The organism is Pseudomonas sp. BE134, assembly GCF_031456105.1.
Lineage (GTDB): Bacteria > Pseudomonadota > Gammaproteobacteria > Pseudomonadales > Pseudomonadaceae > Aquipseudomonas.
This window is the reverse complement of sequence record NZ_JAVDUA010000009.1, coordinates 163,899-175,674: the sequence shown is the minus strand read 5'-3', so window position 1 is coordinate 175,674 and position 11,776 is coordinate 163,899. Positions and strand designations below refer to the sequence as shown.

The window sequence follows — 11,776 nt, the reverse complement described above, 5'->3', positions numbered from 1 at the left end:
CGGTCTTTGATGTAGGACTCACGCACCGAATTGAGCATCGCCAACGCCTGTTGAGCCTGGTTTTTTGGGGGCACGAAGCGCATCGTGGGGCGAGTTGCCGCCTCGCAGATCGCTTCGGCATCGGCGAAGTCGTTCTTGTTGCTTTTCACGTAAGGGCGTACCAGATGAGGTGCAATGAGCTTGGGCGTATGTCCCAGTTTGGCGACTTCCTGCGCCATGAAATGGGCACCGCCACAGGCTTCCATTACGACCGTACACGGTTCGAGGTTCGCCAAATGTTGAGCGAGCGCCACCCGATTAAACTTTTTTCGGTAAAGCTCATGACCTCGATCATCTTGGGCATGCAGATGGAAGGTATGTTTTCCAAGATCGATGGCGGCAATAGCTACTTTGTTCATGGCAACGGTCTCCGGTAGGCCCCCTGTGAAAGCTTAGTGGGCGATCACAGGGGGCAGCGGGGGTAGCCATTTCATTAGTGGATCTCAGTCATACACAATAGCTGTGTTCACTGAAGATCTACTGTGGGAGCCAGCCTGCTGGCGATGAGGGCTTAACAGTCGACATCAATCTCGTCTGCTAGAATCGGCCGCATTGATCCCATTAGGTGCACCCCATGAGCGAGCCGATTCGTCTGACCCAATACAGCCACGGCGCAGGTTGTGGCTGCAAGATTTCCCCCCAGGTGCTGGAGGTGATTCTGGCCGGTAGCGGGGCGCAGAACCTGGACCCGAAACTCTGGGTCGGCAATGCTTCGCGCGACGACGCGGCGGTGTACGCCATTGATGACGAACGCGGCGTGGTCTCCACCACAGACTTCTTCATGCCCATCGTCGATGACCCGTTCGATTTCGGCCGCATCGCCGCCACCAATGCCATCAGCGACATCTATGCCATGGGCGGCGATCCGCTGATGGCGATTGCGATCCTCGGCTGGCCGGTCAATGTACTGGCGCCGGAAGTAGCCCGGGAAGTGATTCGCGGCGGGCGCTCGGTCTGCGATGAGGCCGGGATTCCATTGGCCGGTGGTCACTCCATCGATGCACCGGAGCCGATCTTCGGCCTGGCCGTGACCGGTCTGGTGGAAAAGCGCCACATGAAACGCAACGACACGGCCACGGCCGGTTGCCTGCTCTATCTGACCAAGCCACTGGGCATCGGCATCCTCACCACCGCCGAGAAAAAGGGCAAGTTGCGCACGGCCGATATCGGTCTGGCCCGCGACTGGATGTGCACCCTGAACAAACCCGGCAGCCGTTTCGGCAAGCTCGACGGCGTGACTGCGATGACCGACGTCACCGGGTTTGGTCTACTGGGGCATTTGGTAGAAATGGCCGATGGCAGCCATCTGACCGCCCGCATCGAATACAACCGCGTGCCACGCCTGCCGGGTGTCGAGTACTACCTCGACCAAGGCTGCGTGCCAGGCGGGACGCTGCGCAACTTCGACAGCTACGCCAGCAAACTGGGACGACTTCAGGAGCTGCACAAACGCGTGCTGTGCGATCCGCAGACCAGCGGTGGCCTGCTGATTGCGGTCACACCCGAGGGCAACGAACGGTTCCTCGCGGTGGCGGCTGAACTGGGTCTGAGCCTGGAACCCATCGGTGAACTGGTTGAGCGACAGACACACGCGGTTGAGGTGTTTTGATGTCACGCGACTTCACCGATTACCGCGACATCTTTCTCAACGACCGGCCGATGATGGACGCCCGCGCGCCGGTGGAATTCAGCAAGGGTTCATTCCCCGGCGTGGTCAACCTGCCGCTGATGAATGACAGCGAGCGCCAGCGCATCGGCACCTGTTACAAGCAGCAAGGTCAGCAGGCGGCCATTACACTGGGGCATCAACTGGTGTCCGGCGAAATCAAGGCTGAGCGCATCCAGGCCTGGGCCGATTTCGCCCGAGCGAACCCCGAGGGCTACTTGTATTGTTTTCGCGGCGGTTTGCGTTCGCAGATCGTCCAGCAGTGGCTCAAGGACGAAGCCGGCATTGACTATCCCCGGGTCGGTGGCGGCTACAAGGCCATGCGCACCTTCCTGCTCGACACCCTCGATCAGGCCGCTGCCCAGTGCGATTTCGTCTTGCTGGGCGGTATGACCGGTACCGGCAAGACCGAAGTGCTGACGCAGTTGAACAACGGACTCGACCTTGAAGGCCACGCCAATCATCGTGGCTCCAGCTTTGGCAAACGCGCGACCGGGCAACCGTCTAACATCGATTTCGAAAACCGTCTGGCAGTGGATGTCCTGAAAAAACGCGCCCACGGTATCGAGCAGTTTGTGCTGGAAGACGAGAGTCGGGCGGTCGGTAGTTGCGCCTTGCCGTTGCCGCTGTATCAGGGCATGCAGCAGTTTTCGATGGTCTGGCTGGAAGACAGCCTTGAAGGGCGCGTCGAGCGGATATTGCGCGACTACGTGGTGGACTTGTGTGCCGAGTTCATTGGCGTGCATGGCGAGGAAGGGTTTGCGCGGTTTTCCGAGCGCTTGCTGGAAAGCCTGAACAACGTGCAGAAACGTCTGGGTGGTGAACGCCATCGGCGGATGCTGATCATGATGGAAGAGGCCTTGGCAGAGCAGGGCCGAAGCGGGGCGGTGGACTTGCACCGAGGCTGGATCGAAGGATTGCTTGGCGAGTACTACGACCCGATGTATGCGTTTCAGCGGGAGAAAAAAGGCGCGCGGATTGAGTTTGCGGGGGAGAAGGCGGCGGTTCTTGAATACTTGCGGGCGAGGGTGAGTCAGTAACAGCAAGGCCGTTTTTGCCGGCCCCATCGCGAGCAGGCTCGCTCCCACATTAGATCTTCAGTGAACACAGAATTTGTGTACGACCGAGATCCACTGTGGGAGCGAGCCTGCTCGCGATAGCGCCCTTGCAGGCGCTACAAATCTTAAGCAAAACAGCCCTGACCGCTCAGGTCGGACACGTCTGCGAGCCGTTATCCAGCCCTTGCTTGTAGCTGTGGCTGTCGAGGCTGGCCTTGCCGTTGTGCCAGGTCAGGGTCAGCACATACACCGAATCGTAGTCACTGGACTCCCAGTCCTCGGTGATGTCCTGCTTCTTGCCGACGGCTTCTGCTGCGACCTTGTTGATCAACTCTGGCAGGTAGCCGTGGGACCAGGCGGTGTAGATGATGGAGTTGTGATACTTGTTGTTGAGCAATTCGTCCGCCAGGTCGCTGGTGTCGTTGGCCGAGTATTTGATGTTCACCGGTAAACCGAGCTTGATCGCGCTGGGGCTGATGGTCATCAGTGGACGGATGTAGCTGTAGGAATTGTCCAGTTCACCTTCCTCGACATTGCGCGTCGGGTTGGCGGCAAACACGTAGTTGGCCTTGCCGAATTTTTCCGGCAACAAGGTGGCCAGGTCGATGGCGCGGTTGAGGCCCTGGCAATTGAGTTGGCCCAGACCGCCGGCGGGTTTCTCAGCGTGACGCAGGAACACCAGCGTTTGGGTGCCATCCGCCGGTTGGGCGCGGCTTTCGCTGGACTCCAGTGACAAAAACAACGCGCTCGTCACCAGCATTGCTGGCAGAAATACATACGCACGGTGTTTGAGGCGTTTAGCGAAATTTGAAAGGTTCATCATGTGAATAAGTGATCTTCAGCGCATTCAGTTAAGGCTGACAAACCTTTACACCGCGAGCTTCCAGCTTCGGGGTGTTTTCCATGTCTTTGAGCCGGTCCGTGTCCGAAAGGGCATTGCTCAGAGTCCTCTGAAGCCCTTTTGGTTCGATTCCGGCGGGGGCGGCACTGTATCGACAAGCTTGAACGGGTTGCAGCAAAGGTTATTGACAGAATGTTGCGAAATTATGGACAGGGTACGCGCTAGAGGGGCTGGCTAACGCTGAATGCTATTGATCCTGGTCATCAGCGGTTTCGATAACGCGAAAAAATCGCAACCGGTGGGCGGTGATCCTGGATTATGCTCAAGCCTTTCTTTTGGCGATGGATGCTCCCGATGACCGATCTGTCTAAATTCCCGATTACTCAAAAATGGCCGGCTCAGTACCCCGACTGGATCCAGCTTTACTCCTTGCCGACCCCCAACGGCGTCAAGGTGTCGATCATGCTCGAAGAGATCGGACTGCCCTACGAACCGCACCGCGTGGGCTTCGACACCCAGGACCAGATGTCCCCCGAATTTCTTTCGCTGAACCCCAACAACAAAATCCCGGCGATCCTCGACCCCCACGGTCCCGACGACAAACCCCTGCCATTGTTCGAGTCCGGGGCGATTCTGATTTACCTCGCCGACAAGAGCGGGCAACTGCTGGCCCAGGAAACGGCAGCGCGGTACGAGACGATTCAATGGCTGATGTTTCAAATGGGCGGCATCGGGCCGATGTTTGGCCAGCTCGGTTTTTTCAACAAATTTGCCGGCAAGGACTATGAAGACAAACGGCCCCGCGACCGTTACGTCGATGAAAGTAAACGGTTGTTAAAGGTTCTGGATGCACGCCTTGAAGGTCGCGACTGGATCATGGGCGAGCGCTACACCATCGCCGACATCGCAACGTTCCCGTGGGTGCGCAACCTGATCGGCTTCTATGAGGCTGGCGATCTGGTGGGCATCAAGGACTTCAAGAACGTCACGCGGGTGCTGGAGCGCTTTCTGGCGCGGCCGGCGGTGATGCGCGGGCTGGAAATACCCAAGTAGATCCTTTTGACTTCATCAAGACCAAGGCAGGCAATGAGCTCATTCGATTTCAAACAAGTAGATGTTTTCAGCCGCGTCGCCCTCAAGGGCAATCCATTGGCGGTGGTGTTCGGTGCGGACGAGCTCAGTGACGAACGCATGGCCGCGTTCGCGACCTGGACCAACCTCAGTGAAACCACCTTCGTGCTGGAACCGCGCGATCCACGTGCCGACTACCGCATGCGGATCTTCACCACCCTGAACGAATTGCCCTTCGCCGGCCATCCGACGTTGGGCACCTGCCATGCATGGCTTGAGGCGGGCGGCGTGCCCAAGGGCGAGGAGATCATTCAGGAGTGTGGCGTCGGGTTGGTGCGGGTCCGCCGGCAAGGCGCGGAACTGGCGTTTCTCGCGCCGCCCCTGATCAACGCCGGGCCGGTGGACGCCGATCTGGTGGAGCGCGTGCGACGCGGGCTCGGCCTGGAGGTCGGCGCGATTGTCCGGGCGCAGTGGGTGGATAACGGTGCTGGCTGGTTGGCGGTCATGGTCGAGGAGCGCCAGCAGGTGCTGGATTTGCAACCGGATCACTCGCAGATGCTTGGCCTGGCGGTCGGCGTGATCGCGCCGTGGAATCCCGAGCGTGATGGCGATGACGCGCAGTTCGAAGTACGGGCCTTCATCTCCGGTGACGGCATGCCGGAAGACCCGGCTACCGGCAGTTTGAATGCCGGGATTGCGCAATGGTTGCTCGCCGAGGGGCTGGCGCCAGCGTCTTATGTGGTCAGCCAGGGCCTGACGATGGGCCGGGCGGGGCGCATTCAGGTGGATCAAGTGGGCGATGAAATCTGGATTGGCGGTGCGGTGGTGACGTGTATCAGCGGCACCCTGACGCTATAACCCGCCCTGTAGCAGCTGCCGAGCCCGCGAGGCTGCGTCCGGCCGCGAAGCGGTCGCAGTCCGGTTACCGCGGCTTGACTGAAGAATACGGTGGCAGGTTTAGCGACCGCTTCGCGGCCGGACGCAGCCTCGCGGGCTTGGCAGCTGCTACAAGATGTGTATTGCAGGTGGGGATTATTGCCGAAGCGGTAAGGGTTTTTTCCGCGCACCGGGTTTGTGCCTTGCGCCTTGCAGGGCATAAGCTTCGCCCCCTACGACGAACGTCTCATCCTCCGATTTTCAGGAATGCCCATGTCCAGTCAGTTCCCCGAAGCACGTCCTCGTCGCTTGCGCCGCAACGCGAGCCTGCGCAGTCTGTTCCAGGAAACCGAGTTCAATCTGAACGATCTGGTGCTGCCGATTTTTGTCGAGGAAGAGATCGACGATTTCGTGCCGATCAACAGCATGCCCGGTGTGATGCGTATTCCGGAGTCGAAACTGGCCGGCGAGATTGAGCGCTACGCCCGCGCCGGCATCAAGTCGGTCATGACGTTCGGCGTGTCGCATCATCTGGACAGCAGCGGCAGTGACACCTGGAGCGACAACGGGCTGGTGTCGCGCATGTCGCGAATCGCCAAGGATGCCGTGCCGGAGATGATTGTGATGTCCGACACTTGCTTCTGCGAATACACCGACCACGGTCATTGCGGTGTGATGCACAACCTCGAAGTCGATAACGACCAGACCCTGATCAACCTCGGCAAACAAGCCGTGGCTGCGGCGCGGGCTGGCGCCGATGTGATTGCCCCGTCAGCGGCCATGGACGGGCAGGTCCAGGCGATTCGCCGGGCGCTGGATGATGCGGGTTTCAGTCAGACAGCGATCATGGCCTATTCGACCAAGTTTGCTTCGGCGCTCTACGGCCCGTTCCGTGAAGCCGGCGGCAGCGCGCTCAAGGGCGATCGCAAAAGCTATCAGATGAACCCGATGAACCGCCGCGAAGCGGTGCGCGAATCGCTGCTGGACGAACAGGAAGGCGCTGACGCGCTGATGGTCAAGCCGGCCGGCGCCTACCTGGACATCATCCGCGACATCCGTGAGGTTTCGCGTTTGCCGCTGTCGGCGTATCAGGTCAGCGGCGAGTACGCGATGATCAAATTCGCGGCGCAAGCGGGGGCGATTGATGAGGGTCGCGTGGTGCGAGAAAGCCTTGGCGCGATCAAGCGAGCGGGGGCGGATTTGATCTTCACTTACTTCGCGATGGACCTGGCCCTGGCCGGGATCTGATCCCCAACACATTCCCCCTGTGGGAGCGAGCCTGCTCGCGATAGCGGTGTATCAGTTGTTAGAAATGTCGACTGTCACGACGCCTTCGCGAGCAGGCTCGCTCCCACAGTTGATTTGAGTTGAATCAGGTAGCGCCGAAGTAAGGCCGAATCCCGTGATGCTGAAAATACCGCTCAATCACCTTCGGATCGGAACACGTCTCGGCAATCGCCACATACGTATCCGGCCGCAACAGGTAAAACCCGTTGCGTCCCAACCCCGCCGCTTCAAACGCCGGCCGCCAGTAGAACACCTGCAACGGCAGATGATGCTCATTGCACCAAGCGATCATTTCGTCGCTGGTGTCGCCATAAACATGCACCTGCCAGACCGGATTTCTCAGCGATTCAAAGTTGTCGCCTTCACCATCATGCGCCCAAGGCAGGCGATCGCCGCCGTGAACGTGTCCGGCGACACCGGTGCTTAATGGCATACCACGATAGTTCAAGGTGATCTGCGAGACAGTGCGGAACAGGAACTCGCGGGACGTCTCGAACGAAGCCATTTTGGGGATTAAAAACGGTGCCAGCCGTGTACGCAGTACATCGGCCATGCGCCCTTCGGCGGTGACGAAAGTGAACACCCGGTCGGTGGTGGCGACCAGCTTGCGCGCAAAGGCGATGCGTTCGGTTTCGTAGGTGTCGAGCAGATTGGCCTCGGCGCCGCCACTCAACACCGCCGCGAGTTTCCACGCCAGGTTTATCGCGTCGCCAATCCCGGTGTTCATGCCCTGGCCACCGGCCGGGCTGTGAACGTGGGCCGCGTCGCCCAACAAAAACGCATGCCCGGTTCGAAAGTGGTCGGCGACCCGGTGATGTACGCGATAGGTCGAGAACCAGTTCACCTGTTCGATCTGCACGTTCAGGTGTTCGATGGCCCGGCTGCTGACGTCTTCAAAGCGCAGGGTTTCAGCCTGGTCCGCGCGCTCGTCGCGCACCGTGCCGATCAACCGGGCGCGACCCGTACCAGCGAGGGGGAACACGGCAAGGAAGTCCGCTTCATCAAGGTCCACATGCAATTCGCCATTGAACGTCGGCCCGCTGGCTTGTACGTCGGCGACATAGAAAATCTGCTGATAGGTCCCGCCCGGGAACCCCGTGTCCAGTGTCTTGCGCACCACTGACCGGGCGCCGTCGCAACCCGCCAGGTAGCAGGTCTGGCAGATTTCCAGTTGACCGTCGGGCAAGCGTAGTTGGACGGTGACGCCAGCGCCGGAGTCTTCGAAATACTCCAGCTCAGTGTTGCGCTCGACGTGGATGCCAAACGCCTCAAGGCGTGTTATCAGCAGTCGTTCGTGCTCGTCCTGCGGGTAGATTTCGAGGAAGGAGTAAGGCGTCAGGCCTTCGCCAATGCGGCTCAGGGGCAAACGCGCCACCGGTTCACCTTTGACCCAGAAATTCGCCGCCGCCACCCGATGACCGTTTTGCACCACGGCCTCGCTAAGGTCGAGCTGGCGATAAAGCTCCAGCGTCCGCGCCTGGACCGCGAGTGCCCGGGACGTAGTGCCGGGGGCGGAAGTCTTGTCGAGAATCCGCACGCGGATCCCCAGTTTGCTCAACCACAGCGCCAGTACCAGCCCGGTCGGACCGGCGCCGACGATCAGTACGTCGCTACGAGTCATCAGCCTGTTCTCCTCGGTGCCTGGCTCAAGTATGGTCCAGTCGCAAAGCGCGGGCAGGCTGGCTGCCCAACGGAAAATGCCCCGACAGGCGTGTCGATGGAACAGGCTGCGACGGCCGCAGTCATAGCCTGCGCCATGCCATTGATCGTATGGTTAACCCGGCTCAACGGATTTGATGGAGCACCATGCAAGCCAATCGATTGATTACCGGTGTTGTGGCGCTGTTGCTGCTGGCCGGTTGCGGCACTCAGCGGACACAGGAACCGCCAGTGCGCAAGCCCGCCGAGGTCAAGGCCGAAATCGTGCGCCTGCTGCCGGCCAGCACCACGGATCGCCAAGGCTGGGCCACGGACATCTACGCCGCATTCGCCGCGCAGAGCATTTATCCGTCCACGCAAAACCTGTGCTCAGTGCTCGCCGTTACCGAGCAGGAATCCACCTTCCAGGTCGACCCAGCTGTGCCGGGCCTGGGCAAGATCGCTCGGGAGGAAATCGACCGTCGCGCCGAGAAAGCCCACATTCCCGACCTGCTGGTCAGCGCTGCGCTCAAGGTGAAATCACCCAATGGCAAGAGTTACAGCGATCGTCTCAACGCAGCGCGCAGCGAAAAGGAACTCAGCGCGATTTTTGATGAGTTCATTGGCATGGTGCCCATGGGCAAAACCCTGTTTGGTGGCTTCAACCCGGTACACACCGGCGGACCTATGCAAGTCAGCATCGATTTCGCCGAGCAGCAATCGCGGGGTTACCCGTATCCGGTGAAGGGTTCGATCCGGCATGAGGTGTTCACTCGACGCGGTGGCATGTACTTCGGCATTGCCCACTTGCTCGGTTATCCGGTGAGCTACACAGAACCGCTGTATCGCTTCGCGGACTTCAATGCCGGTTGGTACGCCAGCCGCAATGCGGCGTTTCAGAATGCGGTGAGTCGGGCATCAGGCATCCCGTTGACGCTGGATGGCGATCTGGTCCGCTATGACTCGATCATGGCCGGCACCACCGAACTGGCGGTGCGCAGCCTCGGCAAGCAATTGGGGATGCGCAATATGACCATTCGCAATCAACTGGAGGAGGGCAAAAGTCTCAGCTTCGAGGAGACCGAACTCTACCAGCGCGTGTTCGCGTTGGCCGATCACGCCGAGGGCCGGCCATTGCCCCGCGCGGTGTTGCCGGGGATCGAGCTGAAGAGCCCGAAAATCACCCGAAAACTCACCACCGCGTGGTTTGCCAATCGGGTCGACGGGCGTTATCAGCGCTGCATGGTGCGGGCTGGCAAGTGACCCGATGCAAAAAACAGGCATAAAAAAACCCGGCGGGTGAGGCCGGGTTTTTCGTTGAGTACTGCGGTAAAACCCTTCATTTACACCGCGCGGCTTTCGATCAGACGGTCGGAGCCACCTTCGGCAACGCGGTTCTGCATCAGGTGATCGGAGCCATCAGCGGCAACACGGTTTTCGATCAGGCGGTCGGAACCGTCAGCGGCAATACGGTTTTCGATCAGACGGTCGGAACCATCGGAGGCAACACGGTTTTCGATCAGGCGGTCGGAACCGTCAGCGGCTACGCGGTTTTCGATCAGTCGGTCGGAACCGTCAGCGGCCACACGATTTTCGATCAAACGATCCGAACCCCCTTCAGCCACACGGCTTTCAATCAGACGATCCGAGCCGCCTTCAGCGACTACAGGTTGAGCAGAGGTAGCGGCAAAAGCGTTAACTGCAAAGACCGAGAAAGCGATGCTGAGGAGAGTTTGGCGTTTCATGATGGTGTGCTCCGGGGTGTTTATTGGTTGGTATGGAGCGGATGTTACGCCGAGGAATTTTTATGAGAACTTCATTGATGTGATGGTGAACATCGACGGTATTGATAGGCGGCGTGAGTGGCCCCACGCGGGCGGGATGGTTCAGTCGACGGAAGGTGCGGATGGGGTCAGCCGCCGCTTCTACACTGGGAGCGTGACCAGCAGATGACGCCTCTTATGACCCCATTCTTGTCTCGCCAGGAGGCCGCACCATGTACCAGCTTTACGGACACCAGAACTCTGGCGCGGCGGCGATAGAAGCGGCGCTGGAGTTGTGCGACATTCCTTACCGCTTTATCGACGTCGAGCTGTCCTCGGAGGCCGCCCAGACACTGGAGAAACTCAACCGGCTCAAGCAGATTCCGACCCTGCAACTGCCCGATGGCAGCGTTCTCACCGAAAGTGCGGCGATTCTGATTCATCTGGGGCTGACGTTTCCCAAGTCGAATCTATTGCCGAAACTGCCCGCTGACCGTGATCAGGCGATCCGGGGACTGGCGTACATCGTCAGCAATTGTTATGTGGCCATCGGCATTATCGATTACCCCGAACGCTGGTTGGCCGAGACAGATGAGGCGTCCAGGCAAAACCTCTTGGCCGGCGCCCGCGCGCGATTGCACTGGAGCTGGGAGGTGTTTGCCGATCAGTTTTCCGGCGAGTTGTATCTGGGCGATGAAGCGCCGGGCGCGCTGGATGTGCTGGCGGCGGTAGTGTCTCGATGGGCCGGCAGTCGAGAGCATTTACGCAGCGCCCGACCCGGTTTTTTCGCGTGGCTGGAACGCATCGACCGACACCCGACATTGGCACCGGTCTTCGCCCGGCATTGGCCGCCTGAGCACTGAAGATAAGGAGATAAACTGTGGGGCTTTTGTGGGAGCAGGGGCAAGCCCGGCTCCCACAGGGTTTTTCGGTGGGTACTAGTTATTCGCCGCGGATGTATTGCTCCAACTGGCGAATCAGTTCTGCCTGTTCAGCAATGGCTTCCTTGACCAGGTCGCCGATGGACAGCAAGCCAATCAGCTTGCCGTTTTCCACCACCGGCAGGTGGCGCAGGCGGCGATCGGACATGATGCCCAGGCACGTATCGACGGTTTGGTGGGTGTCTACGGTGATGACCGGGGACACCATGATGTCGCGAACCGGCGTGCCCACCGAAGAGCGGCCATGCAGCACCAGTTTGCGTGCGTAATCGCGTTCACTGATGATGCCCAGCACTTCATCATTTTCCACCACCAGCAAGGCGCCGACGTTTTTCTCGGCCATCTTCATCAACGCTTCCAGCACCATGTGATCAGGTTTGATCTGGTGCACTTCCTGATTTTTCTGATCTTTGAGCTTGAGCAGTTGGGCAACGGTTTTCATGGTGGCTTCTCGGGTGTTGTCGTTGTTCTTGAAGAATCGTAGACCCTGACGCGCAGGGCAAGGAAGAAAGCGGCAGATAACACTCAAAAAACGCCATTCAGCGGTTTTTCTTCGGTAAACCGCGTGGAAACCGCAGAGAGAAGTCGAAAGTGGC

12 protein-coding genes are annotated in these 11,776 nt (G+C 59.5%); 7 read left to right on the top strand and 5 right to left on the bottom strand.

The genetic code is table 11. The features are described 5' to 3' along the window. Nucleotides 1-398: transposase (locus J2Y56_RS10345; protein WP_310349978.1), on the bottom strand; the 398-nt coding region annotated here is incomplete at its 3' end. A gap of 215 nt (nucleotides 399-613) precedes the next feature. Here J2Y56_RS10345 and selD point away from each other — a divergent pair. Both selD and mnmH read left to right on the top strand, forming a co-directional pair. After that, nucleotides 614-1,648: a selenide, water dikinase SelD gene (selD, locus tag J2Y56_RS10340; RefSeq protein WP_007944810.1), complete on the top strand. Its 1,035-nt coding sequence runs from the start codon at nucleotides 614-616 to the stop codon at nucleotides 1,646-1,648. Beyond that, nucleotides 1,648-2,745, top strand: a complete 1,098-nt coding sequence (gene mnmH / locus J2Y56_RS10335; RefSeq protein ID WP_310349976.1) for a tRNA 2-selenouridine(34) synthase MnmH — start codon at nucleotides 1,648-1,650, stop codon at nucleotides 2,743-2,745. Before selD ends, mnmH begins: the two co-directional genes overlap by 1 nt. A gap of 166 nt (nucleotides 2,746-2,911) precedes the next feature. Here the strand turns inward: mnmH and J2Y56_RS10330 are convergent, their stop codons facing one another. Further along, nucleotides 2,912-3,583, bottom strand: a complete 672-nt coding sequence (locus J2Y56_RS10330) for a histidine phosphatase family protein (RefSeq protein ID WP_405046847.1) — start codon at nucleotides 3,581-3,583, stop codon at nucleotides 2,912-2,914. A gap of 375 nt (nucleotides 3,584-3,958) precedes the next feature. Here J2Y56_RS10330 and J2Y56_RS10325 point away from each other — a divergent pair, with 375 nt between their 5' ends. From J2Y56_RS10325 to hemB, 3 genes are all read left to right on the top strand, one after another. Continuing rightward, nucleotides 3,959-4,657: a glutathione binding-like protein gene (locus J2Y56_RS10325; RefSeq protein ID WP_007944806.1), complete on the top strand. Its 699-nt coding sequence runs from the start codon at nucleotides 3,959-3,961 to the stop codon at nucleotides 4,655-4,657. Nucleotides 4,658-4,690: 33 nt separating this feature from the next. Next, the gene (locus tag J2Y56_RS10320; protein ID WP_007944804.1) at nucleotides 4,691-5,533 is read left to right on the top strand and encodes a PhzF family phenazine biosynthesis protein; all 843 of its coding nucleotides are present in this window, start codon (nucleotides 4,691-4,693) and stop codon (nucleotides 5,531-5,533) included. A gap of 291 nt (nucleotides 5,534-5,824) precedes the next feature. Beyond that, nucleotides 5,825-6,799: a porphobilinogen synthase gene (gene hemB, locus J2Y56_RS10315; RefSeq protein ID WP_007944803.1), complete on the top strand. Its 975-nt coding sequence runs from the start codon at nucleotides 5,825-5,827 to the stop codon at nucleotides 6,797-6,799. Between the two features lie 124 nt (nucleotides 6,800-6,923). Here the strand turns inward: hemB and J2Y56_RS10310 are convergent, their stop codons facing one another. Then, a complete protein-coding gene (locus J2Y56_RS10310; protein WP_007944802.1) occupies nucleotides 6,924-8,459 on the bottom strand; it encodes an FAD-dependent oxidoreductase in 1,536 nt (511 codons plus the stop codon). A gap of 185 nt (nucleotides 8,460-8,644) precedes the next feature. Between J2Y56_RS10310 and J2Y56_RS10305 the strand changes: the two genes are divergently transcribed. Further along, on the top strand, nucleotides 8,645-9,739 hold the full coding sequence (locus J2Y56_RS10305) for a DUF1615 domain-containing protein (RefSeq protein WP_007944801.1): 1,095 nt from the start codon (nucleotides 8,645-8,647) through the stop codon (nucleotides 9,737-9,739). An 80-nt stretch (nucleotides 9,740-9,819) separates the two neighbouring features. On the opposite strand, the gene J2Y56_RS10300 is transcribed toward J2Y56_RS10305, so the two are convergent. After that, entirely contained in the window at nucleotides 9,820-10,221 is a 402-nt protein-coding gene (locus J2Y56_RS10300) for a hypothetical protein (protein WP_007944800.1), read from the bottom strand. Between the two features lie 251 nt (nucleotides 10,222-10,472). Here J2Y56_RS10300 and J2Y56_RS10295 point away from each other — a divergent pair, with 251 nt between their 5' ends. Further along, nucleotides 10,473-11,102, top strand: a complete 630-nt coding sequence (locus J2Y56_RS10295; RefSeq protein ID WP_007944799.1) for a glutathione S-transferase N-terminal domain-containing protein — start codon at nucleotides 10,473-10,475, stop codon at nucleotides 11,100-11,102. A gap of 79 nt (nucleotides 11,103-11,181) precedes the next feature. On the opposite strand, the gene J2Y56_RS10290 is transcribed toward J2Y56_RS10295, so the two are convergent. Continuing rightward, nucleotides 11,182-11,622, bottom strand: coding sequence for a CBS domain-containing protein (locus J2Y56_RS10290; RefSeq protein WP_007944798.1), 441 nt, complete (start codon nucleotides 11,620-11,622; stop codon nucleotides 11,182-11,184). Between the last annotated feature and the right edge of the window lie 154 nt (nucleotides 11,623-11,776).